The following is a 24,103-nucleotide window of genomic DNA, read 5'->3' as shown; positions in this document are numbered from 1 at the left end:
GCGAAGGGTGTCGCCATCGGTCACGGTGACGGCCGCCAGAATGAGAACTGCGCTGATCATGAGGCATGATTATCAGCACGGAGTTTCCGGGCCGTTTCGTTTTAGGTTGAAGTTTTACGAAGTGTGCGGCAGTTCAGTTCGCCTTGTCGCCCGTCTGTTTGATGTGGGTGTATCGCGGCAAGAAAAAGCCCCGCGCTGAGGCGGGGCGCTAGGGCGCTTAGGATACACTGGCGCGGGGTCGGTTCTTTGGAAAACCCATGGGGTTGTTGGGTAGTGATACGCAAAAATTACGCAATAACTATAAATTACAAATTAAAACAGTTATCTGAATTTCCTGTATTGGGATTGACCTGCCCCCCGAGGCTCCCTCATTCATAACGAGAGTTTGCGGGTCTGGTATTCATAGTCTTGGTCGTCAATTTGGGCAAGCGCGCCGGACGCGGAGCTCTCAAATTGCTCAAGCGTTCGGCGCGCTTCTGCGGGCGTTTTGTTTCCGAGAGATGAGTGCGGCCTGACGTTGTTGTAGTCGTACCGCCAGAGCGCCAGTTTTCGACGCGCATCATCCAGACTTTCGAACATCTCTTCATTTAGACATTCGTCGCGCAAGCTGCCGTTGAATGACTCGATGAAGGCATTCTGCTGTGGCTTGCCCGGATCAATGTAGTGCCAGTCGACGCCGTTGTCGTTCGCCCATTTCAGGATTGCCCGGCTTGTGAACTCAGTCCCGTTATCGCTGACAATGCTGGCAGGCTTGCCATAGATACGCACAAGCGCATCCAACTCACGCGCAACCCGGGCACCCGAGATGCTGGTGTCGGCCATCAGGCACAGGTTCTCACGGCAGCAATCGTCATTGACGGCCAGGATGCGGAACCGGCGTGATGCCCCGAACGTGTCCGACAGGAAGCCCATCGACCAACGTTCGCCTGGCCTCAAAGCCTCTGGCATTGGTGTTCGAGACCCACGCGCCCGTTTCCGTCCACGCCGTCGCCGAACGCCCAGCTTCTCCTCGGTGTACAGCCGATACAGCTTCTTGTGGTTCATCACGTATCCTTCGCGCTCCAGCATCACGCCGATCCGGCGGTAGCCAAACCGACGCCGTTTGGCCGCGACGGCCTTCATCTCCTTGCGTATCTCAGGATTGTCCGGCGGGCGTTCACGCCGGACCGTCTTCGGATCGACACCGACAAGTCGGCAGGCCCGGCGTTGCGAGATGTCATGATCCCGCATCGCCCTGAGCGCTGCCTCTCGCCGCTCATTCGGCGTCGTCAACTCTTTCCCAGCAAATCCTTCAGCACAACGTTGTCCAGCATGGCATCGGCCAGCAGACGTTTAAGCTTGGCGTTCTCGTCCTCCATCGCCTTCAGCTTGGCCGCATCAGACACTTCCATGCCGCCATACTTGGATTTGAATTTGTAGAACGTGCCCTGGCTCAGGCCATGCTTGCGGCACACCTCCGCCGTCGGAATCCCGGCTTCTTGTTCTTTGATCATCCCAATGATCTGGGCTTCAGTGAAACGGCTCTTTCGCATTTGTTTGCTCCTTCAAGAGGTTGAGCAAACTCTACATTAAAGTGCGGGAGATTTCGGGGGGCAGGTCAGGATGTGGAGCTAATCGAGAGCTAACTTAGGCTCAGGACCCATTGATTTCCGCGTTTCGTCGTGATCCACGGTTCGAAAACGGGCGGTGAATATGTCTGATCTTTTCTGGCTGAGAGACGAGCAGATGGCTCGTCTGGAACCCTTCTTCCCAAAGCCCCACGGCAAGCCGCGCGTTCACTGCCCGGCAGGGTATTGCGCAGCAATGTCCCGAGAGGGGATGACCGGCCTGTGCAAATCGGGATTATCTTCATTGATCGCAATGGGTTACGATGGCGTGATGCACCCAAGGAATATGGCCCACACCAGACCCTCAATACCCGTTGGAAGCGGTGGAGTGAAAAGGGCATCTTTGCTCGGATGATGGCCGGTCTGCCGGGCTGTGATGCGAGATCATGTTTGGCAGACTTAAAGACTGGCGGCGCATCGCAACGCAATACGACAGGTGCCCAAAGGTCCTCCTGCCGGCAATCGCCCTCGCAGCACTCGTTATCTACTGGCTATGAGGCCTGACCTTAGGGTTGCCTGATATCCATTTCAACTAGGGTCGCATTGATCCTATGTATTGTTCCCAGGAAAGGCCAAAACTGTTGACGATTGACGCAGCATATTTCCAATCCCGTCACACTAGGAGAATGTCACTGGCATCGATTTCAATCCCACTATTTATCGGGTTGAAAACGACAAGCGGCTTCGCCGGATTGGCGCCCGCCCCGTCGTCATCAAACAGGAGGATACCATCATTCAGAATGAACCGGTCATTTGCGTCAAGCGCGGTATTTCCTACTACGAACCTCTGAGCGTCAAGTATACCACTGGGCAGTCCAAACAAGCCCGACTTCAGAACAAGCGTGTCATCTCTGGCGTCGAAATCTTCGATCACGTCCAGATTAGAGGGCCCCGGCGTTCGATCCAGCACAAATTGGTCCGCCCCATCGCCGCCGACCAGTGTATCGCTACCTTCTCGTCCAATCAGGACATTGTTGTCATCATTTCCGATGATGCGATTATCCAATCCGTTGCCAATCAATTTCATGTTGCCCGACGTTCCCGCAACGAGCCTTTCGACATGTGCGGCAAGAGACAGGGAGACCTCGGTAATGATCGTGTCGAAACCCGCATCATGCCCCTCGATCACGGTGTCGTAGGGACTGACGATTTCGTAGATATCATCCCCTTGAAGGCCGAGCACTGTATCCTCGCCTCTTCCCGCAGCGATGTAATTGTCACCCATATTCCCGAAAATGAGATTGTCCAACCCGTTGGCCAAAACGCGAGCATTATCGTCGCCACCCAACCTGACAATCTCGATGGCGACATGGCGTATGTCCAAACTGAATTCAGCCAGAACTGTATCCGTTCCACCGCCAGGTCGTTCCTTGATATCCACCGGGCTGACGCCGAAATAAAGGTCGTCCCCGACACCCCCGGCCATCTGGCCATACCCGGAAAGCGTGTCGTTTCCCGCGCCTCCGAACAATTTGTTGCTATCGTCCAGGCCATGCAACCGGTCGTTGCCTGTCCCTCCTTCCAGCCGGGCTGCATCACCCACTCCAATTAAGACATCGTCACCCCCGCCGCCGCGGAGGGTTGTGTTTTCCCCGGGAACCGCAAGAACCTCTGCAGCGGCGGTTCCGACGACAAGTGAAGACTCGTTTCCGGCAACCTCACTGCGCAGTACCGGGTCGCGCCCACTTAGTCCGGCGTAGCTGAAAGTTTTGTCGCTAAAGGCAATGAATTCTACATCGTCCTGAAGTCGACCAAGCCAGATGGGCGCAAGTACATAGATTGCCTCGTCTGTCGAATATATGTCGACACTTTTGATGAGGTTGCGCCAGATTTGCACCTGGTCGCGTCCAGGCCCACCCGCAATGAACGCGCTTCCGAAATAGGAAAACTGGAACCGGTCATTTCCAGCACCCAAATCGACAACTGCAATGTCATCATACCGTAAGGAGCCTGTAAATGCCCGAATGTGATCGTGGCCGGTTCCAGCGTCGATCATTCCGCCCCTAATTGAAATCAGGTCGTTCCCACTTCCGCCGTATATAATATCGCTGGCTGACTCGCTCACTAAAGAATTGTTCCCAGGCCCGCCGATAAGCTGATTGTTGCCTTCGCCGCCGCGCAGGGTGTCGTTTCCGTCGCCCCCCTCTAGGCGATCGTTTCCTTCGTATCCGTGCAGAAGGTCGTCCCCGTCGAACCCAATCAGCGTTTCATCTGCAGATGTGCCTATGATTGTGTCCTCGCCGGGCGTGCCTGTAGGACTTTTCGTCGGAAATCCGAGATTCACGAAAAATTCGCTGTTTTGACCGTCCTTTTCGGCCAATTCCGCATAACTGAGTTCCGTGAACCCGGTATTTGCGTCGTCAAAACGAATGACTTCGATGTCATGCGAGATAAGAATAAGGTTCGTGGTCCAATGCCCCCGATTGCCAACCAAGATACCGTCCGCCGTGACCGACACCGCAAATGAATAGTTTGCGGTGGTTAAACCCGCGATGTAGGCGGTGTCGTGTCCGTCTCCGCCGACCAGCGTTTGATTTCCACTTCGATAGAAACTGTCCCCTTTGGATATCAAAAGGTCGTCTCCGTCTCCGCCGATCAGCAAGTCAGAACCTACCCCGCTGTGCAGCGTGTCATTGCCATCGCCACCAACGAGACTGTCATCCCCATTCGCACCGAAGAGTTCGTTATCTCTGGCATCGCCAATTAGCGTATCGTTCCCGCTAAACCCGAAGAGTATCTGGGCGCCGTCCTGCGCCCAAAGGAGATCGGAGGTCGTCGATCCAAGAGCGGTGGAAGAAAATTTGGAAAGCGCGACGATTTCATTGTCGAGTTGCAAAAACTCAACATCATTTGATACAAATGTGGTTACTAATCCGCTGTAAGAAGCTGTCGCGATCTCGTATCCGCTCAATGTGGGTGAGACCCCATATCCACCTCGCGAAGTCCACGAGGCCCCGTTTCTCTCTAGCAGGCTGAGCGTGTCGTCACCGTTGCCCCCAAATACGCTCGACGCGCCACTTACTGCGCGAATGTGATCGTCCCCATCGCCCCCGTTGCCGATGTTGCCCTGCGCCAGAAACAGCGTGTCATCCCCTGAACCTCCAGACAGGCTTACTTGCCCGGCCGCTCCTGTGATCCAATCATTGCCGTCCCCGCCCAACAACGTGTCTCCGGGCTGGTTCACATCACCTCTGGAGACCCTCTCAAACCTGAGGTCAGATGCTTTCAGCACGTCATTCCCGTCGCCGCCTTCAAGCAGATCGATTCCGTCACCACCGATCAGGGTATCGTTGCCACTTTCACCCTTCAGGGTGTCATCGCCATCCTTACCTTCTAGGCTGTCGTTCTGAGCTCCGCCCAGCAGCAAGTCGTTTCCATAAGTACCAATCAGTTCATCGTCGCCATCGCCACCGTCAAGCGTCCCACCCTTCAGCGTATCATTTCCTGCTTCGCCCAGTATCGTGTCGCCTTCCCATCCCCGGAAAATGGAATTGTCGCCAGCTCCGGCTGTAACAAGATGCCGTCCGTTCCCAAGCGATATGTTGTCATTGGCATCAGTGCCGGCAATCGTGATGACTCGCGTCGCCAGCCCTGCGCGGGCGGCCAGATCCGAATAGGACAGTACCTGGTCCTCGAACGCCACATATTCCAGATCCGAGGTCAAAGTTACGATCATCTTTCCGAAATGCAGGTCCAGACCATTGGAATGAACTTCAACCAGAACATCGAGGCTGTGTACCCCGGTGGAGAGAGTGTCGTCACCGGAACCGCCTATGATTCCATTTGTGGAGTTTTCTACGTATTCAGACCAGAGGTGCTCTATCTCGATCAGATCGTCGCCAGCTCCTCCGTCCAAGATTACACTCGTGGAAATACTGCTGGATCGAAGTGTGTCGTTTCCTGCTCCACCATAGATCTCCCCACCCCATGGGATGTCCAACAGGTCGTTTCCAGCGCCACCGACGATGGTGCTGCTTGAGGTTCCTGAAATTGTATCGTCACCATCCCAGCCGAAAACAATTTCTTTGTTCCCGGAGTACCCTGATCTTTCGAATACATCCTGACCATCGGACAGCGTAATGAAAGTGTCCGAAAGGACAGCACCCGATCGCGCGGCAAAGTGTTGATACGACAAGGTCCTGTCTGAAAAAGCAATAAATTCCACATCATCTATGACCACGTGCTCGGATCCGCCGTAGACCACTTTGACGACAGAGTCGGATGAAGATGAAACTCCATAAGAGTTCAGAGGGGTATACACTCTCAGGGCTAAATTCGACGGTGTCGACGCCATCACCACCCGAAATTCTCTTGGGCCCAATAATTGTATAGCCCTGATGAGCCAGCACGATGCGATCGTCGCCGCCCCCCGCCTCGATCAAATCTGCGCCATATGACGGCTCTATTCTGTCATTCCCAGGGGTTCCAATTGGCGTATCTTGGCCAATCGTCCCCTGAATTAAATTTTCGACTGGGGTACTCATCAAAATTCCTAACTATAGTGGCTTTTTACTCAATTACCTTGGTTGCAGCCTATCAGAGATATCCAATTGTAGTCGGTTTAGGAAAGCTATACCAGATTTGGAGGAATGGTCCATTGTCGAGACGTGTGAATGGGCTTTCATGACCTGACTTTGCAAAGGGGGTTTTCTGCACAAAGGCGCCATTTGCGCCGACTGCAGCGAACTTACGCTTCCCGCCTGAGTGTGCCATGCAAGTGCAAGGGTTAAGGCGGGTTTGCGCTCAAATGATGCCCAGCATTCTGCCGCGCACGACGGCCACTTTGCGATCCGAGGCGTCAAGTTTGCGGAAAAGGTTCTTCAGATGCCACTTCACAGTTTCGTCGCTCAGCCCCAGAGATAGCGCGATTTCTTTGTTGCTTAGATGTGCAGCAAGGTTGCAGAGGATGTCGAACTCGCGTTGGGTTAACAGATCGGTTTTTCGCGCGCCGCGCTCGGTCTGAACCGGGGCATGGGGCGCCATCTGCGCATCTTCTTTGTCCTCTGACACCGTGCCCTGTTCGATCGACGTGGCAAGCGGCGTCAGTCCCCAGGCCTTGGCGTTTTTGATGATTTCGGCGATTTCATGTGCGCCTCTTTCGGGATCGTGGGCCATCAGGGCCTGTCCGGCCAAGGCCTGTGCTTTCAACCGATCAATCTTAAGGTTCAAATCCGTGGCCAGCCCCTGTGCGTGGCGAGCGGCCTGCAAGCGCGATCCTGCATCCTCTTTGCCAACCAATTCAGCCCGCGCAAGATTGGCCTTTAGGCGCACAAAATCGTGTATTCGCGCGGGCGTGTCGTTGGACAGCGTCGTCTCGAAGGCCTCAAACGCGTCATAGGCTTGGCGCGCCTGTAGGGTTTGGCCATTGCGGTTATGTAGGGAAATCTGCTCGGCAAAGCCACTGGCGATGACGCGCGGCAGGTGCCGGGCCCGACCCAAGGCGATCAACCCGGTCAGCTGTACCTCGGCCAGATCCAGCTGATTGCCAGCCTCTGACAATCTGGCGGCCGCGATATAGCCATAGATCAAGGCGTCTGGCAGGGGGACTTCTTCCACAAAGGGAAGGCGCCCCAAAAGCAGGGTGCGCGCCGCCTGATATTCTCCGAGTTCGGTCAAAACAAAGGCCAGCTGCGCTTGCAGCATCGAGACCGCGAAATTGCGTCGGTCCAGCACCGAGGTGACCTGATCAATGGCCCGGCGCAGGACGTCTTGCGCCAATTTCGGCTTGCCATCGTTCAGCAAATCCTTGGCGCGGATGGCATGAAGAAAGGCGGCAACAACCGGAGTTGAATCAGCAATATCGGCATCAGACTGCGGTATTCGCGATGTCACGTCGACGCCACTAAGCTGCTGATAAATAACTGTAATAGCTGTATGAATGCGCGCCTCATCCGGCCCGACCGAAGCCGGGACCGTCGGCCATTTCGCGACAAAACCTTCCAGCAGATCAAGCGCATCCGAATACAGCGCAAGCGCCGCCTGAACCAGATCGGCTTCGTATTGATCAATGATGTCAGGGCCAGGATTAGCCTGCATCGCGTTCAGCAAGGGCTTGGCCTTTTCGGGGCGGTTTGTGTTGGCATAGGCCCAAGCCCCCGAATACCAAAAGCCGCGACGGGTCATCAGGTCAGCCTCGGGCAGGGTTTCTATCCAGCGCACCACCTCGGCGGGTCGCCCGTGAACAATCATTTCGCGCACGGCCTTCTCGGCCAGATCAAGGGCGGTTTTTGTATCGCCGATCCGGCGCGCTTGCTGGGCGGCCTCCTCCAGAAGATCATTGGCGCGATACCAGTCGAACGCGGCGCGCGCACAGGCTTGTTGGGTCTCTAGGGGCCAGGACTTTTGCAGATCTTGCAGCATCCCCCGAAAGCCCGGGTGGATGTTGAACCAGGACCCTTCGCCGGAATAAACCAACAGCGGCAAGGAACCTGCAATGCGCTCGAGCTGTCGGACCGGCGCATCCGGCCCCGCCACGGCCTGGGCAAGATCCTGGCAAATCGGATCCAGATAGGCCAGGCTGGTCAGCATCCGCACCACATCCGGGGGTTGGCGGCTGAGGATGTTCTCGTTGAAATAGTGCCCCAAGGCCAGCTCAACAGAGGTTTCCCGCCCGCGCGCGATCCCATTTTCAATCTCGGAGGACAAGGCAAGCTGCACGCCCAAGGGCCAGCCATCGGTCATGGCCTGAACCCGGGCGGGCAGGTTTATGGTCTCGCGCCCGGGCAGGGCCTGTTCGATCAGTTCGGTGGTTTCCCCCAGACTAAAACGCAGCTCGTTGGCGGTGATGCGCACCAGGGGCGTCCCAAAAAAGGCGGGCAGGCGAAAGATCGGATGGCCCGGGCGGGTCGAAAGCCCGACCATCAGATGCGCAGGCGTATTGGCCAACACGAAGGCCAGGCCCTCTTCGATGACGGCGCTGTCGGCCAGATCCGCGTCATCCAGAAGCAACACGCAATCAATCTGAAGCTGCTGCATTTCTACGACCCAGCCGGTCAGGGCCTCTAGCGGATCGGTTGTTTCAAAAACCCAGTCAACAAAGGCCAAATCGACCAGCGCGCCCGCGGCGCGATAGGTCGCCAATGCCAGGCTTTCCGCAAAGCGATGCGTGGTTTCCAGTTCGGCCATGCTCAGCCAGATGACCGGTGTCTTTTGCTGGGCTGCCTCGTGATACCACTGGCTCAGAAGTTGGGTGCGCCCATAGCCCTGAGGGGCGCTGACGTCGATCAGGCGCGTCCCCGGGACAGAGAAATGTCTGAGCGACAGACGGTCGCGAGTCAGCGCAGACCGCCCGGCTGACGGCGGTGCCGCGCGCAGCTCCATGGCCTTAGGCCACTTCATGTTTCCTCCCTGGCGCATGCGCGCTCTCCAACGTCGACAGAAGAAACGAGGTCGAGGCTGATTGCAAGAAATGTTGGGGCGAAATCCCCCCACCCCCCCATTGCGGGGGGGATGTTTGCATCTGCGAATCTGCCCAGTTTCGCAAACGTGCCGCGCCGAGGAGAGGCCAGCGGCACATGGCAAAACAGGGAGGACTGAATGAGTTCGATGAACAACCGTTTCGACGGCAAGGTCGCTTTGATCACCGGTGCGGCCACCGGAATCGGGGCGGCGACGGCCCAGCGTATCGTTGCGGAAGGTGGAAAGGTGGTCCTGCTGGACCTGAGCGACAAAGTACACGAGACAGCCGCTGCCTTGAAAGGCAAGGCCCTGGTCGGCAACGCGCTGGACGCCGATCTGCTGGAGCAGGCGGTTGGCGTTGCCCAAGAGTTTTTTGGCGGGCTGGACGTGCTGATTCCGGCTGCCGGAACGCCGATCATGGGCGGGCTTGAGGCCATCGAATACGATGTCTGGAAGTCCACCCTGGACCTGCATCTGGACGGCGCCTTCAAAGCGGCCAAGGCCGCCATGCCAGCCATGCGCGCCCGCGGTGGCGGGGCCATTGTGCTGGTGTCATCGCTGGGTGGTTTGATGGCTGCGGGCCAGAACATTGCCTACACCACGGCCAAAACCGGCCTGCTGGCCATGAACCGCTCGCTTGCCGTTGACTATGGGCGCGAAGGCATTCGCTGCAATGCGGTTTGCCCCGGCCTGGTGGAAACCCCTCTGACAGACACGCTGTTTCAGATGCTCAAAGGTGGGTTGGGCTACGACAAACAAGAGGCCTACGACCGTCTGGTCAAATTCATGCCGCTGGGGCGCTTTGGCCAGCCGTCGGAAATCGCGGCCGCCATCGCCTTTCTGGCCTCTGACGACGCCGCCTTCATGACGGGCTCGGTGCTGACGGTCGATGGCGGTTCCCACATCGTGGAATGCGGCTTTGCGAATCTCGCCCCTTAACCAAGGCCTTAAAATCAAAAGGAAATCATCATGTCCGAGATGACATCACAGGGCAGTTGCAGCCCCAAATACGCGGAATTGCGCGCCGAGTTTGATCGCCGCCTTGCCAGCGGAGAAGAGCACGGTGCCTCGCTGGCGATCATCGAAAACGGCGAGCTTGTCGTCGATCTGTGGGGCGGTTTTGCCGATCCGATGGGGATGCACCCCTGGACCGAAAACACGCTGGTCAACACCTGGTCCATCACCAAGACAATGACGGCGATCTGCGCCGCAATCCTGATGGATCGCGGTGCGCTGGACCCGGACCAGAAGGTGGCCCACTACTGGCCCGAATTTGCCCAGAACGGCAAGGCCGACATCACCGTAGCGCAAATCCTGACCCATTCCTCGGGTCTGGCCGGATGGGAAACGCCCGTCGATATGATCGACCTGTGCGACCTGGAATACTCGACCGACCTGCTGGCCGCGCAAGCGCCTTGGTGGCAGCCGGGCACGATGAGCGGCTATCACCTGATGAGCCTGGGCCATCTTGTCGGCGCGATCATCGAACGCATCACCGGACAGACGCTTGGTGCGTTTTTCCGTACCGAGGTGGCCGAACCTTTGGGGACGGATTTCCATATCGGGCTGCCGCTGAAGGATCACCTGCGCGCTGCGATGACCTTTGCGATCGGTGCCCCACCGCCCATGCCGCCCGCAGATACAATCGCGTTCAAAGGCTTCACCAGCCCGATCCCGATGCCGATGCCCGTGAACTCGATTGCCTGGCGCTCGGCCGAGGTGGGTGCGGCCAACGGCCATGGGAACGCCCGCTCGATCGCGCAAATCCAGTCGGTTCTGGCGCAGGGCGGCGAGGCGCAGGGCAAGCGGCTGTTCAGCCAAGAAACGCTGGACAAAATGTGCACGCCACGCATCGAGGGCATGGACCTTGTGCTGGGTATGGATGTGAGCTGGGGCCTGGGTGTCCCGCAGGCCAAATCCGGCATGGGGCAATTCATCCCGGCCCGCGACATCGCCTTTAGCGCCGGTGCAGGCGGCAGCCTGATGGCCGCAGATCGCGAACGCCAGACAACGTTTGCCTACACCATGAACAAGATGGAGCCCGTTGTGTTCGGCAGCCCTAATTCCATCGCCTACTACACGCTGTTCAACGACATCCAGTCGCGTGCAGCGGCCGCCTGAGAAGGAATACACAATGACTGATCAACAGATTCCCCCCTCGATGGACCTGGACCAGGCCCGCTCGAAATTTGCGCTGGAACGTGAAAAGCGCATGAAGGCCGACGGCATGGGCCAGTATGTCGAAGTTTCCGGCGAAATGGCCCAAGATCCCTGGACCGAGTACGAAGACCGCGCGCCCGTCATGGATCACGTGAAATTCACCTTTGTCGGTGCGGGTTGGGCAGGCCTGACATGCGGCGCTGAATTGGCCAAGGCGGGCATCAAGGATGTGCGCATCATCGACCGTGCCGGTGATTTCGGCGGTGTCTGGTATTGGAACCGCTATCCGGGTCTGATGTGTGACAGCCCGGCGCTTATGTATCTGCCGTATCTCGAAGAAACCGGGCATGTCCCGACGATGAAATACGTCTATCAGCCTGAAATCCTGGATCAGATTCAAAAGATCGCCAAACATTTCGATCTGTATGACAAGGCGCTTTTCCACACCGAAGTGACAAGCGCCGAATGGATCGAAGCCAAGCAACATTGGCTGATCAAGACCAACCGGGGCGATGTTTTCACCAGTGACTATTTCTCGATGGGGCTTGGGTTCCTGTCGACGCCGAAACTGCCGGGCATCAAGGGTGTTGAAACGTTCAAGGGCAAAAGCTTCCACGCGGCGCGCTGGGACTATGACTATACCGGTGGCGAGCCAGGAAGTCGCGACCTGCCCAACCTGCGGGACAAGAAAGTCGCCGTGATCGGCACCGGTGCGACGGCCATTCAGATCGTGGGCCCCGTGGCCGAGAATGCCCGCGAAACATTCGTGTTTCAGCGCACGCCCTCGGCCGTGTGGCCGCGCGGGAACGAGGATTTCGACCCCGAATGGTTCAAATCCATCGCCAAGCCGGGTTGGCAGGAAGAATGGCAGAAAAACTATGTGTTGAATTGGTCAGGCATGTGGGGACAACCCTTCCGCATGGCGCCGGTGCCCAACCTGTTGCAGGATGTGTTCTCGACCTTTGCCGAGGCGATGAAAACGGCCATCCAGGCGGTTCCGCCGGATCAAATGACCCCCGAGAACATCATGGCCTCGATCGAGCGCGCCGATGTTGATACCGTCGCCATGGTGCACGCAATGGTCGATCAACTGGTCCATGATCCGGAAACCGCGGCCAAGCTTAAGCCCTGGTACCGGCCACTGTGTAAACGGCCCACATTCAACGATGACTTTTTGCCATCCTTCAACCGGCCCAACACGCATCTGATCGATACCGATGGGCAGGGCGTCACAGAAATCACCGAAAAAGGCATCGTGGCCAACGGTATCGAATACGAGGTCGATGTGATCATCTATGCCTCGGGCTATACCTTTGCCAAAGGGGCCACCAATGCGGTGAACTTTCCTGTGATCGGTGCGGATGGGCGTAGATTGCAGGACCACTGGAAGGACGGTCTGCGCTCGTTGCACGGAATGCATGTGAACGGGTTCCCCAACATGTTCGTGGTGCAGCTGGCACAGGGTGCGGACTTTATTCCTGCAATTTCCGTCGGCTGGCAGAAGTGTGGACAGACCATCGCCACCGTTGTTGGGCATATGCAGGCCCAAGGTCACGACCGTGTCGAGGCCAAGGCCGAGGACGAGGCCGCCTGGAGCACCATCATCGCGACCGCTCCGCCCGTGCCGGACACGTCAGATTGCACACCGGGGCTGTTGTCGCACGAGGGGGAAACCGATCCGCGTATTGCCTCGCTGAGTGGCAGCCCGGATGGACCGCGTGCGTTCTTTGCCATGATGGAAAGCTGGAAAGCCAATGGCCGGTTCGAAGGCCTGAGCTTTGGCAAAGCTGCATAAACGGAACGGGCCCTGCAAAAGCGGGGCCCCAATTCACGGGTCTAGTCTTCGAAGGGCAGGTCGGTTTCCAACAAGACATCCGTCGTGCGTTCTAGGTGGTCTTTCATCAGACTGACGGCTTTCGCGCTGTCCCGTGCCAAAACCGCATCTGCAATCGCCGCGTGTTCTCCAACCGTGTCTCTTTGCTGGTGATCAGCTGGCGCTGAAAGACGGCGATACCGCTCGGACTGGATATAGAGCTGTTTTCGCAGTCGCTGCCACCAAAGATTTTCGCAAGCCGAGGTGATCTGATCATGAAACGCGTTGTGACATGTGTGCCATTGCTGGGCCTCGGGGCTCGAACCATCGCGGTAGGCGTGGCCAAGCGATTTCAGCTGGTGATGCGCCGACAGAACGCGGCCCTCCCAGGCAAGATCGCCGTTTTCGATGGACAGGGCCAGGCATTGCGATTCCACCGAGACCCGCACGGCCGTCAGATCGATCAGGTCCTTGCGGGAAATCGGCGCGACAACAAATCCCTTTTGAGGCTTTGCAACAACCAGCCCATCGGCCGAAAGCCGCGACAGGGCCTCGCGTACGGCGCCCGCACTTACGCCAAGCTCGCGACCGATCTGGTCAATGAAAAGCTTGGTGCCGGGGGGGTATTGGGCGCTGACGACCGCCTCGCGCAGGTCCTCATAGGACTGCGCCGTCCGGCTCTTGTGTTTGATCTCTTTGTTCATCTCAGCAGCATGTCAGAAATTTTTTCAGATGACAAAAAATAATTTAGCTTTGCAAAATATATTTTATTGAATAATGTCGATTCTCAGGTTGATCTGTGACGGAGGAGACACGAATGCAGCCAAGACTTCCTATCGATGGGACCTCGCATGTTGTTGGGGCGACAGACGCTCCTTTGATCGAGCTGACAGTTCCCGCCCAGCTGCATCTGACCGCCACGTTGCATCCTGACAATGATGCGGCAGTGTTCTGTGCCGAGGGCATTCGCTGGTCCTATGCCGAGTTCGCAGCCGAGGTGGATCGGCTGGCGGGTGGGCTGGTGAAGCTCGGGGTCAAGCCCGGGGATCGTGTCGGCATCTGGTCCCCGAACAACTCGGCCTGGTTGCTGACGCAGTTTGCCACTGCCCGCATCGGCGCCATTTTGGTCTGTGTGAACCCGGCCTATCGGGTCCACGAGCTGGAATATGCGCTGAACAAGGTCGAATGCAGCACGCTGATCACCGCGATCTCGTTCAAGACGTCGGCCTATGTCGACATGCTGCACCGGCTGACGCCTGAAATCGCCTCGTGCCCGGCCGGTGAACTGACCCTGTCAAAGCTGCCGCATCTGAAGCGCATTGTGCAGATCAGCCCCAAGCCCGCGCCCGGGATCTTTAGCTTTGATGACGTGTTGGACATGGGCAGCTCGGTGCCCACCGGGGATCTGGACGCGATCACCGCCACCCTGGACAACAACGATCCGATCAATATCCAGTTTACCTCGGGCACGACGGGCAGCCCCAAAGGCGCCTGCCTGACCCACCGCAACATCGTCAACAATGCCGATCAGGTGACAAGCAGCATCAATCTGAGCGCCCAGGATCGGCTGTGCATACCGGTGCCTTTCTATCACTGTTTTGGCATGTCCATGGGCACGCTGGGCTGTGTGACCAAAGGCGCCACCATGGTGATCCCCGGCGAAGGATTTGACCCCGCTCAGACCATGCAGGCGGTCTCGGACGAGCGCTGCACAGCACTGTATGGGGTGCCGACAATGTTCGTGGCCGAGCTAGCGCTGGACAATCTTGACCTTCACAATCTGAGCTACCTGCGCACCGGCATCATGGCGGGGGCCAGCTGCCCGGTCGAGGTGATGAAGCAGGTACAATCCCGCATGAACATGACTGAGGTGACCATCGCCTACGGCATGACGGAAACTGCGCCTGTGTCCTTTCAGTCCGATGTGGATGACCCGCTGGACAAGCGCTGTGCAACGGTTGGGCGCATCCAGCCGCATCTGGAGTGTCGGGTGATTGGCGAAGACGGCGAAACCTTGCCTGTTGGCCAGAAAGGCGAGCTGCTGACCAAGGGCTATTCGGTCATGCAGGGCTATTGGAACGATCCCGAAAAAACCGCCGAAAGCATTGTCGATGGCTGGATGCACACGGGCGATATCGCTGTCATCGACGCCGAGGGCTATTGCGATATCACGGGTCGTGTGAAGGACATGATCATCCGCGGCGGAGAAAACGTCTATCCGCGCGAGATCGAGGACTTTCTGTTCACCCATCCCGGCATTGCACAGGCCCAGGTCTTTGGCATCGCGGATGACCACTATGGCGAGATCGTCTGCGCCTGGATCATCCCCTCGGATCCCACCCTGACCGAAGACGCCGTGCGCGCCTTTTGCAAGGACCAGATCGCGCATTTCAAGGTCCCGACTTATATCCGATTGACGGACGCCTTTCCGATGACCGTCACGGGCAAACCCCAAAAATATCTCATGCAGCGCCAGATGGAGGACGACCTGGCGCAGGCTCCTGCACTCTAACGCAAACCAATGTTTCAGAGGAGAAAACAATGGCTGAACAATCCGCACGCGAAGTGGTCACGCTACTTCATGAATACGACAATTATCCAAACATCCCAAAGGTGAACCTGCACCTGCTGGCGACGGCTCCGGGGAACGAGCACCTGTATGCGTTCATGTCTGATGCGCCCGAGAATGCAGAGCGCTACGCTGGCAAGAAAATCGCCATCATCATCACCCACGGCGCCGAAGAAGCCGAGATCTCGATCCCTAAAAAGTGGTTCGAAGATCGGGGCGCAACCGTCGATATCGTGTCGCCGAATTTCATCGACTACCCTGAGGCCTTTGGCGTGCAATGGCCCGAAGTGGCCAAGACCCATGTGTTGGCCGTGCAGTTCATGCAGAATTCCGGCTGGCTGCCGGTGGATGCCCGGGTCGAGGAAATCTCGGTCGATGACTATGACGCGCTGATCGTGCCGGGTGGGGCATGGAACCCCGACCAGCTGCGGGTGAACGAAGCCGTGCTGCAATATCTGCGTGATTTTCAGGCCACCGGAAAACCCACCGGCGCGCTGTGCCATGGGACCCAGGTTTTCCAAAGCGCGGGCCTGCTGAACGAGCGCAAATGCACCGGCTATTGGAACATCTGGGAGGACATGACCAACGCCGGCGCCGAGGTCTTGGACGAGCCCGTGGTGGTCGATGAAAACGTCATCACCAGCCGCTTTATCTATGACATTCCGCAATTCGTCGACGCCATCGTCGAACGCTTGAACTGAGCTTTGCCTGACTGGCAAAGGGGAGGAAAATATGGACTATCCTTTGGATGCGGGCATTGACCGCAAGAAGACGAATGCGATCTTCAACGACAACAAAATGAAGCTGGGACTGTTCGGCATCAACGTCGACAGCGGCTGCGCGATGACCCTGGTCGACGAACGGCTGAAGTTGAGCTGGGAGAAAACCAAGCAAATCGCCCAACAGGCGGATCAGGCGGGGTATGAGGTTCTGGTGCCGGTGGCCCGTTGGAAGGGGATCGGCGGCGAGAACAACTTCAATGGCCGGAATTTTGAAACCTATACCTGGGCGGCCGGACTGGCCTCGGTGACCGAGCATATCACCCTGGTGACCACCAGCCATGTGCAGACCACTCACCCGGTTTTTGCGGCCAAACAGGCCGCCACGATCGATCATATCTCGGGCGGGCGCTATGCGCTGAACATCGTCTGCGGCTGGTTCCACCCCGAGCTGGAAATGTTTGATGTGCCCTTCATGGAGCACGACGAACGCTATGACTATGCCGAGGAATGGTTCGAGATCGTGCGCCGGTTGTGGACCGAAGACAGCTTTAAGCACGATGGAAAGTATTTCCAGATCGAAGAAGCCTTTGCGATGCCCAAGCCGATCCAGAATGATTATCCCCCTGTGCTGAATGCCGGTGGATCGGAACGGGGTCAGGCCTTTATCGCGAAGAATGCGGATTTGGGCTATATCGTGTTCACGGATCACTTCAACTGGGAAGCCAACAAGGCGATGGTTCAGGGGTACCGGGACCGCGCGCGCAATGAACATGGGCGTGAATTGCAGCTGTGGTCGCCCGCCTATGTTGTCCAGCGTGATACGGATGAAGAGGCGCAGGCCTATCTGGATCACTACACCATGGAAATGGGGGATGAAGAGGCGGCGCTGAACGCGGCCAAACATCTGGGGCTCAACTCCGAAATCATGCCGCCCGAGCATTGGAACGCGTTTTTGCAACATCTGAAAGCGGGCTATGCGGGCTTCCCGCTGGTCGGGACCGCCGAAACCATTGCCGAGCGGATCAAGCTGTTGTCGGACGCAGGCATTGATGGCCTGGCGCTGAACTGGGCGGATTACACCGACGGTATGAATCGCTTCAACGCCGAGGTGATGCCGTTGCTGGAGCAAGCCGGTCTGCGCAATCCTTTCTCCCCGTCCTGATCTGCGATCAGTGACGAAAGACTGCCGCGCAAGAAACCCTTGCGCTCTTGCGCGGCAATTTCCCTATATCTCAAGAGGCTCGCATGACTGATCACGTTGATGTCTTTAAACTGGCGATGCGCCGACTGACAGCCGCCGTCTCTGTCATCACCACGGGCGAAGGCGGACAGAAATACGGTATGGTTGTCACGGCTGTCTGTTCGCTTGGGGTGACGCCGCCCAGCTTGCTGATTTCGGTGGCCCATACCGCAAGCATGCACGGCCCCCTGATGCGGACCCGCAAATTCGGGGTGAATATCCTGCCAACGGATCACGCCGATATCATTGCGCCCTTCAGTGGCAAGGTGAAAGGGCAGGACCGTTTCCTGCACGGCAACTGGACCATGACCAAAGAGGGCATTCCGCATCTTCTGGGCGCGCAGGCCAGCCTGTTTTGTGACATTGCCCAAAGCTTTGAATACGCCGGGCATACGGTGTGTATTGGCCGGTTGACCCACGGCGAGGTGGCCGAGGAAATTCGCCCGTTGCTCTATGAAAACGGCGGGTTGGCCCGCTCGGTCGCATTAACCTGAGGGCACCAGAATGACATTCTCAAGCATTGAAACGGCGTTGAACGCAGTCGCCAAGGGCCGGATGATTGTCGTGGTCGATGATGAAGATCGCGAGAACGAGGGCGATATCGTCATGGCCGCCCAGCATGTGACCAACGCCCATATCGCCTTTATGATGCGCGAGGCCCGCGGTCTGATCTGCGTGCCCATGGCCCCCGAGCGCCTGGAGCTTTTGGATATTCCGCAGATGGTGCCCCGGAACTCCGAGGCGTTGCAAACGGCGTTTACTGTTTCGGTAGATGCGGCGCGCGGAATCACGACTGGGATTTCGGCCGAGGATCGCGCGACGACGATCCAGCTTCTGATCGACCGGTATGCCTGCGCCAAAGATTTCGCGCGCCCCGGCCACATCTTTCCTCTGCGGGCCAATCCGCGGGGTGTGTTGGCGCGCAATGGCCACACCGAAGCCGCCGTCGATCTGGCGCGCCTTGCTGGTTGTGCGCCAGCCGGAGTGATCTGCGAGATTGCCAAGGATGACGGGACGATGGCGCGTCTGCCCGACCTGATCCCCTTTGCCCGCCGTCACAAGCTGCCATTGATCACCATTGCGGATCTTGTCGACTATCGCAAAGGGCTTGGCGCCGAGGATCTGCCGGATCTTGCGCAGCCCCTCGCCGATCAGGCCTCTGACCGGGCTCCGGCGGATCTTTGGCTGTCGGCCATGTGCTAGTTGGGTCCACAAAGCATGACTTGCGTAACTTTTGACGACTTTCGAGCCGCCGCCAAACGGCGCCTGCCTCGGATGATGTTCGACTATATCGATGGGGGCTCGTTTTCCGAAGAGACCCTGCACCGCAATCGGGATGACCTGAGACAGATTGCGCTGTCCCAGCGGGTGATGACCGACGTGTCCGAGATTTCGACCGCGACAAGCCTGTTTGGCCAGGATCTGTCCATGCCGCTGTTGCTGGGTCCGGTCGGGCTGGCCGGGATGTATGCCAGACGCGGCGAGGGTCAGGCTGCGCGGGCGGCTAAAACCGCCGGTGTCCCGTTTTGTCTGTCCAGCGTATCGATTTGCGATTTGGACGAGGTGACACAGGCCAGCGGCGTCCCCCCTTGGTTCCAGCTCTATATGATCAAAGACACGGGCTATATGACCGAGCTGCTGGGCTGGGCCAAGAACATCGGCAGCCCGGCCCTGATTTTTACCGTCGACCTGCCGGTGCCGTCCCTGCGTCCCCGCGATTTTCACACGGGTCTTGCCGGCGCGCCCGGCCTGAAACGAGCGTCAAAGCGCGTTCTGGATGTGCTCCGCCATCCGGCCTGGGCCGCGGATGTCCTGCTGCGGGGGGGACCGCACAGTTTTGGCAACTTTGCCCGTGGAATCCCGGACGCCCAAAAGGTGGGTGATTTCTTTGCCTGGGCGGCACGCAACTATGAACCAAAGATCACCTGGGACAACCTGGCCTGGCTGCGCCGCCATTGGGAGGGCCCGATCCTTCTCAAAGGTATCCTGGACCCGCGTGACGCGGCCCAAGCGGTCAAGGAAGGGGCGGACGGTATCATCGTATCCAACCACGGAGGGCGACAGATGGACGGGGTGCAGTCCAGCATCGCCGCATTGCCCCGAATTGTCGAAACGGTGGACAGGCGCGTACCGGTCCTGATGGACGGCGGCATACAGTCCGGCACGGACATTTTGAAAGCCCTGTCCCTGGGGGCGGATGCCGCGCTGATCGGCAAAGCCTGGGCATTTGCTTTGGGTGCCGAAGGACACCGGGGGGTCAGTCAGCTGCTGGCCCTGATGAAGCAGGAACTAGAGGTCGCAATGGCCCTGAGCGGGGTCACGTCCTTAGCCCAGGCCAGCGATGCGCGCGCATAAGAATCTCGGAAAGGAATACGATGAAACTTGTTCGATTTGGCGCTCTGGGCGCCGAGACCCCAGGCATAGTAGATGCAGATGGGAATATTCGTGATTTATCCTCGGTGATCCCTGATCTGACGCCGGATCAGCTGGGGCCTGATGGGCTGGCCGCCCTGCGGGGTATCGATGTCTCGACATTGCCCGTGGCGCCAGAAGATGCGCGGCTCGGAGCGCCGATGGCGGGCATTCGTCAGTATCTGGGGGTGGGGCTGAACTATCATGACCACGCAGCCGAGGCGAACCTGCCCAGCCCGGACTCTCCTATTCTGTTTTCCAAGTGGCTTGGCTGTATCTGCGGGCCCAATGACAACACGATCCGTCCGGCCGGGTCCGTGAAAATGGATTACGAGGTCGAGCTGGGGGTGATGATCGGCAAGCGCGCCAAGAATGTCAGTGTCGAAAATGCGCTGGACCATGTGCTGGGCTATGCCTTGTGCAACGATGTCTCGGAACGCGAACAGCAGCTTGAACTTGGCAGCGGACAATGGGGCAAAGGCAAGGGCTTTGACACTTTCGGCCCGATCGGCCCCTGGCTGGTCACCGCCGATGAAATCCCCGACCCGCAAAACCTGGATATCTGGCTGGAGGTCAACGGCGAGCGGCGTCAGGACGCCAATACCCGGCTGATGATTTTCTCGGTCGCCCAGATCATCAGCGCCTGCAGCCATGTGACGACGCTTGAAGCCGGGGATTTCATTGCCACTGGCACCCCGGCAGGGGTCGGTGTGGGCTTTACGCCGCCCAAATTCCTAAATGACGGGGACAGCGTCAGGCTTGGCATCACAGGGCTGGGCGTCCAAGAACAGACCGTCCAAAAAGGTGAGCCCCAATAGGCATTCGGGCGTCGAACCGGTGGCGTGGTCCCATACATTCGCCAAAAAAAACGCCCCGGCATGGGGCGTTTCTTCGTTCGGGCGAAAGCGTGGCTTAGCCTTCGGCTTTGGGTGCCGGTTTGGACGCCTTGGTGGTCAGCGGATCGTCCTGACGCTGCACCGAGCCTTCGAAATGCGCACCGCTTTCGATCGCGATGGTTTTGTGGATGATGTCGCCTTCGACGCGGGCGGTCGAGGTCAGGCGCACCTTCAGGCCGCGCACGCGGCCCACGACGCGACCGTTCACAACCACATCATCCGCGATCACTTCGCCCTTGATGGTGGCGCTTTCGCCAACGGTCAGCAGATGGGCACGGATGTCGCCTTCGACCGTGCCTTCGACCTGGATGTCGCCGGTGGTTTTCAGATTGCCGGTGATGGTCAGATCCGAGGACAGGATCGACGCCGGGGGTTTCGCCTTGGGGGCCGACGCTTTGAAATCGGTCTTGGGGGCTGCCGCGGGTGCCTCGGGGGCAGCCGGTTTCGCGGTTTCAGTGGCCTTGGGGGCGGGTTCGTTGATTTTGCTCTTAGAAAACATCTCGTGCTGCCTTGATAAAGATCATCGGATTGACGGCTTTGCCGTCCACTCTCACTTCGTAGTGAAGATGGGGACCAGTAACGCGCCCGGAGGCTCCCATATCACCAATGCGTTGCCCGCGCGATACCTTTTGCCCTTCTTTCACGATAATTTTCGACAAATGGGCATATCGGGTCTCGATTCCGAACGCGTGCTTGATTTTTACCAGCCTTCCATAGCCCGAAGACCATCCGGCATGGCTGATGACGCCATCCGCGGTGGCGTGCAAGGGCGTGCCAACCGGGCCGGCGAAATCGACGCCGTTATGCATGCGGCGTCCGCCGGTCTTGGGGTCGCGGCGAAAGCCGAAACCGCTGGTGAAACGATAGGCGCGGTGCACCGGGATCGCAAACGGCGCGCCCTCGGCGGCGATGCGATACATGTTCAGCTGGTCCATCTGTTGCAGCAGACGGTTGGCGCGGTCCATGTCGGGATGGTGGTCTTCGCCACGGGTCGAGAACGACAGCGGCATCAGAGGGCCGCCCTGGCCACCATAGCCGCGACGGACCTGCGACAGGATGGAGTCAGTGTTCATGCCAGCGGCGCGGAACATCTTGTCCAGCGGTTGCACGGACACGGCCATCGCATCTTCGAGCTGGCGGAAAATCTGATCGTTCTGATCCTCCAGCAAGCGCAACTCGCGCGTCAGTTCCTCGGCGCGGGTCAGCGCCCCCTGAGCATCGGCAATGATCTGGTCCCGTTCAACAGCCGTGTCCCCCAGGGCGGCGACCAGGAAATCCATGGTTTCGGACACGACCGGCGAGGCGCTGGCCATTGCCGAGCCATTTTCGCTGTTATCAATCTGCGTTTGCAGCTCGGTCATTTGCGTGCGGGCGCTGTCGCGTTCCTGCATGGTGCGGCGCAGGGTGGTCTGGATCACCTCGATTCCGGTTTCCAGCTCGCGCCGGCGGGTTTCGGATTCCAGCAGCTGGGATTGCATCACCGAGATCTGCTCCAGCGCTTTGCTAAAGCGATCCTGCGCGGCCAGGGCCTCTTTGGCGCGGGTGTCGCGCTCGTCGGCCAGAATGTTCAGCCGGGTTTCATAGGTCGCCCGGTCGCGTTTCGCTTGTTCGCGGAAATTGCCTGATCCGATCGAATCCATCAACAAAACGGCAGTCGCGACGATGGCCCAGGCCACCAGGGCGGCCGATCCGGTAAATCCGATCAGCTGAGTGACCGGACGCAGGCGTATGAAACGCGTGTCGGTATCCGATCGCAGAAAAACGCGCCGCTCGGGAAAGACCTTTTCCATCAGCGCGTCGAATTTGATTGCCAGACGTGTTCTCACCTGACTGTCCTTACTTTTCATCCCCAAGTCCCGGTGCGGCCTTTTGGTCTGATGCCAGCCTGCACCGGGGAATGGCTTAGCGGCGAAGCCCTTGGAGGGCAAGGAATTTAACCTTTTGGCAACTTCTGAGCGGTGAAAACCCGCCGCCCCGGCAAAAACCTGCCGAGATCAGCGGGCATAGGCCGGGGGTGTTTCCTCGGAAAGCGGCCAGTAGAAATCCGGGGGCAGTCCGGCCTCGGCGCGTTTTTCTTCGTTGAACGGGGGCTTCAGAGGGCCGTGGAAGTATTTGCGGACAAGCTCGTGGAACACCTGTTTGGGGTCCTTGTCATAGCGTCCACACAGGAAATGGAACCATTTCGAGCCATAGGCCACATGGCCAACCTCTTCGGCATAGATCACGTTCAGCGCCTCGACCACGTCGTCTTGTTTGGCGTTCTGGAAGATCTTGATCATGCCGGGCGTGACGTCCAGACCGCGCGCTTCCAGCACCATGGGCACCACGGCCAAACGACCCAGAATGTCTTCCTCTGTGTCCTCGGCGGCGCGCCACATGCCCGCATGAGCGGGCAGGGCGCCATAGTGGCTGCCCATGGCCTCCAGACAGTCGCACACCAGATTATAGTGCTTGGATTCCTCGTCGGCCGATTTCACCCAGTCGTCGTAAAACCCCAACGGCATGGGCACATGACCAAAGCGCGCAACGATGTCCCAGTGCAGGTCTACGGCGTTCAGCTCGATATGAGCCACCGCATGCAGGATCGCCGTACGCCCCTGAATGGAGCCGGGGCGGCGGCGCGGCACATCGCGCGGGTCCAGCAATTCAGGTTTCGCAGGACGCGCGGGGCGTAGCGGCGGGTTGGCGGTGCCCACCGGGATTGGCTCTCCCGCGTCCCGCGCGGCAAACCACGTGGCGGCGTGTTTATGGGACAGGGCGGTTTTTTCGCGCCCATCGGCAGTGGTCAGAACCTCGACCGCCATTTCCGTCAGGGTCTTGGTCATAGGGCGCGCGCGGCCTCCAGAACCTCGTCCACATGGCCTTTGACCTTCACCTTGCGCCATTCGCGGGCGATGTTGCCTTCACCATCAATCAAGAAGGTCGAGCGCACGATGCCCCAGAAGGTTTTGCCGTACATCTTTTTTTCCTGCCACACGCCCAGACGTTCGCACAGGTCGCTATCGGCATCTGACAACAGCGGCACGCCCAGCTCTTTTTTCTCACGGAATTTTGCATGGCTTGCGAGCAAATCCTTGGATACGCCAAAGACCTTGACCCCCAGCTTTTCGAACTCGGGCAGGGCGGCGGTGAAATCGATCGCTTCGGTGGTGCAGCCGGGGGTGTTGTCCTTGGGATAGAAGAACAAAACCACGGGCGCGGGGCGCAGATCGGACAGGGTTACCGGATCGCCTCCGTCCTGCGGCAGGGTGAAATCCGGGGCGGCGGTTTTGGCGTCGGTCATTTT

Annotated in this window: 19 protein-coding genes and 2 pseudogenes; 12 read left to right on the top strand and 9 right to left on the bottom strand. The window is 58.5% G+C overall.

Annotation, left to right across the window (positions count from 1 at the left end):
- Positions 1 to 372: 372 nt before the first annotated feature.
- Positions 373 to 1,532, bottom strand: a protein-coding gene (locus ACXADQ_RS16240) for an IS3 family transposase (protein ID WP_475323189.1) whose coding sequence is annotated in 2 segments (ribosomal slippage) — positions 373 to 1,283 and positions 1,283 to 1,532 — 1,161 coding nt in all. Because the reading frame shifts where the segments join, the coding sequence is not laid out codon by codon here.
- A gap of 160 nt (positions 1,533 to 1,692) precedes the next feature.
- Here ACXADQ_RS16240 and ACXADQ_RS16235 point away from each other — a divergent pair.
- A pseudogene (locus tag ACXADQ_RS16235) lies at positions 1,693 to 1,973 on the top strand (transposase); the annotation flags it as partial.
- A 14-nt stretch (positions 1,974 to 1,987) separates the two neighbouring features.
- Positions 1,988 to 2,104, top strand: a pseudogene (locus ACXADQ_RS16230) (IS5/IS1182 family transposase); the annotation flags it as partial.
- A gap of 116 nt (positions 2,105 to 2,220) precedes the next feature.
- Here the strand turns inward: ACXADQ_RS16230 and ACXADQ_RS16225 are convergent.
- The 3 genes from ACXADQ_RS16225 to ACXADQ_RS16215 form a co-directional block, all read right to left on the bottom strand.
- Positions 2,221 to 5,787, bottom strand: coding sequence for a calcium-binding protein (locus ACXADQ_RS16225; RefSeq protein WP_475323184.1), 3,567 nt, complete (start codon positions 5,785 to 5,787; stop codon positions 2,221 to 2,223).
- On the bottom strand, positions 5,774 to 6,091 hold the full coding sequence (locus ACXADQ_RS16220) for a hypothetical protein (protein WP_475323180.1): 318 nt from the start codon (positions 6,089 to 6,091) through the stop codon (positions 5,774 to 5,776). Before ACXADQ_RS16220 ends, ACXADQ_RS16225 begins: the two co-directional genes overlap by 14 nt.
- A 259-nt stretch (positions 6,092 to 6,350) precedes the next feature.
- The gene (locus ACXADQ_RS16215; RefSeq protein WP_475323176.1) at positions 6,351 to 8,945 is read right to left on the bottom strand and encodes a helix-turn-helix transcriptional regulator; all 2,595 of its coding nucleotides are present in this window, start codon (positions 8,943 to 8,945) and stop codon (positions 6,351 to 6,353) included.
- A gap of 198 nt (positions 8,946 to 9,143) precedes the next feature.
- Between ACXADQ_RS16215 and ACXADQ_RS16210 the strand changes: the two genes are divergently transcribed.
- Genes ACXADQ_RS16210 through ACXADQ_RS16200 form a run of 3 tightly spaced genes read left to right on the top strand, consistent with a single transcriptional unit; the run spans position 9,144 to position 12,960 of the window.
- On the top strand, positions 9,144 to 9,944 hold the full coding sequence (locus ACXADQ_RS16210; protein WP_475323172.1) for an SDR family NAD(P)-dependent oxidoreductase: 801 nt from the start codon (positions 9,144 to 9,146) through the stop codon (positions 9,942 to 9,944).
- A gap of 30 nt (positions 9,945 to 9,974) precedes the next feature.
- On the top strand, positions 9,975 to 11,126 hold the full coding sequence (locus ACXADQ_RS16205; RefSeq protein ID WP_475323169.1) for a serine hydrolase domain-containing protein: 1,152 nt from the start codon (positions 9,975 to 9,977) through the stop codon (positions 11,124 to 11,126).
- Between the two features lie 13 nt (positions 11,127 to 11,139).
- Positions 11,140 to 12,960, top strand: a complete 1,821-nt coding sequence (locus ACXADQ_RS16200; RefSeq protein ID WP_475323165.1) for a flavin-containing monooxygenase — start codon at positions 11,140 to 11,142, stop codon at positions 12,958 to 12,960.
- Between the two features lie 41 nt (positions 12,961 to 13,001).
- Here the strand turns inward: ACXADQ_RS16200 and ACXADQ_RS16195 are convergent, their stop codons facing one another.
- On the bottom strand, positions 13,002 to 13,682 hold the full coding sequence (locus ACXADQ_RS16195; protein ID WP_475323163.1) for a GntR family transcriptional regulator: 681 nt from the start codon (positions 13,680 to 13,682) through the stop codon (positions 13,002 to 13,004).
- Between the two features lie 113 nt (positions 13,683 to 13,795).
- Here ACXADQ_RS16195 and ACXADQ_RS16190 point away from each other — a divergent pair, with 113 nt between their 5' ends.
- From ACXADQ_RS16190 to ACXADQ_RS16160, 7 genes are all read left to right on the top strand, one after another.
- Positions 13,796 to 15,490, top strand: a complete 1,695-nt coding sequence (locus ACXADQ_RS16190) for an AMP-binding protein (RefSeq protein WP_475323159.1) — start codon at positions 13,796 to 13,798, stop codon at positions 15,488 to 15,490.
- A 29-nt stretch (positions 15,491 to 15,519) separates the two neighbouring features.
- Positions 15,520 to 16,248 carry a DJ-1/PfpI family protein gene (locus tag ACXADQ_RS16185; RefSeq protein ID WP_475323155.1) on the top strand — a complete coding sequence of 243 codons (729 nt, stop codon included), beginning with the start codon at positions 15,520 to 15,522 and terminating at the stop codon, positions 16,246 to 16,248.
- Between the two features lie 31 nt (positions 16,249 to 16,279).
- Positions 16,280 to 17,431, top strand: coding sequence for an LLM class flavin-dependent oxidoreductase (locus tag ACXADQ_RS16180; RefSeq protein ID WP_475323151.1), 1,152 nt, complete (start codon positions 16,280 to 16,282; stop codon positions 17,429 to 17,431).
- A gap of 83 nt (positions 17,432 to 17,514) precedes the next feature.
- Entirely contained in the window at positions 17,515 to 18,003 is a 489-nt protein-coding gene (locus tag ACXADQ_RS16175; RefSeq protein ID WP_475323147.1) for a flavin reductase family protein, read from the top strand.
- A gap of 10 nt (positions 18,004 to 18,013) precedes the next feature.
- Complete coding sequence (ribB, locus tag ACXADQ_RS16170; RefSeq protein WP_475323143.1) at positions 18,014 to 18,712, top strand: 3,4-dihydroxy-2-butanone-4-phosphate synthase; 699 nt, start codon at positions 18,014 to 18,016, stop codon at positions 18,710 to 18,712.
- A gap of 15 nt (positions 18,713 to 18,727) precedes the next feature.
- Positions 18,728 to 19,864, top strand: a complete 1,137-nt coding sequence (locus ACXADQ_RS16165; protein WP_475323139.1) for an L-lactate dehydrogenase — start codon at positions 18,728 to 18,730, stop codon at positions 19,862 to 19,864.
- 20 nt (positions 19,865 to 19,884) lie between these two features.
- Positions 19,885 to 20,739 (top strand): fumarylacetoacetate hydrolase family protein, encoded by an 855-nt coding sequence (locus ACXADQ_RS16160; RefSeq protein ID WP_475323135.1) that lies wholly within the window; start codon positions 19,885 to 19,887, stop codon positions 20,737 to 20,739.
- Positions 20,740 to 20,833: 94 nt separating this feature from the next.
- On the opposite strand, the gene ACXADQ_RS16155 is transcribed toward ACXADQ_RS16160, so the two are convergent.
- From ACXADQ_RS16155 to ACXADQ_RS16140, 4 genes are all read right to left on the bottom strand, one after another.
- Positions 20,834 to 21,316 carry a bactofilin family protein gene (locus tag ACXADQ_RS16155; RefSeq protein ID WP_475323131.1) on the bottom strand — a complete coding sequence of 161 codons (483 nt, stop codon included), beginning with the start codon at positions 21,314 to 21,316 and terminating at the stop codon, positions 20,834 to 20,836.
- Positions 21,306 to 22,643 carry a DUF5930 domain-containing protein gene (locus ACXADQ_RS16150; RefSeq protein ID WP_475323127.1) on the bottom strand — a complete coding sequence of 446 codons (1,338 nt, stop codon included), beginning with the start codon at positions 22,641 to 22,643 and terminating at the stop codon, positions 21,306 to 21,308. Before ACXADQ_RS16150 ends, ACXADQ_RS16155 begins: the two co-directional genes overlap by 11 nt.
- 168 nt (positions 22,644 to 22,811) lie before the next feature.
- Positions 22,812 to 23,642 (bottom strand): ferritin-like domain-containing protein, encoded by an 831-nt coding sequence (locus tag ACXADQ_RS16145; RefSeq protein ID WP_475323122.1) that lies wholly within the window; start codon positions 23,640 to 23,642, stop codon positions 22,812 to 22,814.
- A complete protein-coding gene (locus ACXADQ_RS16140; protein ID WP_475323118.1) occupies positions 23,639 to 24,100 on the bottom strand; it encodes a peroxiredoxin in 462 nt (153 codons plus the stop codon). The genes ACXADQ_RS16145 and ACXADQ_RS16140 overlap by 4 nt, the downstream gene beginning before the upstream one ends.
- Positions 24,101 to 24,103 lie beyond the last annotated feature (3 nt).

The organism is Thalassovita sp. ABM4_323, from assembly GCF_056158665.1.
The sequence above is the reverse complement of the archived record's forward strand: the minus strand, read 5'-3'. Positions and strand labels throughout refer to the sequence as shown.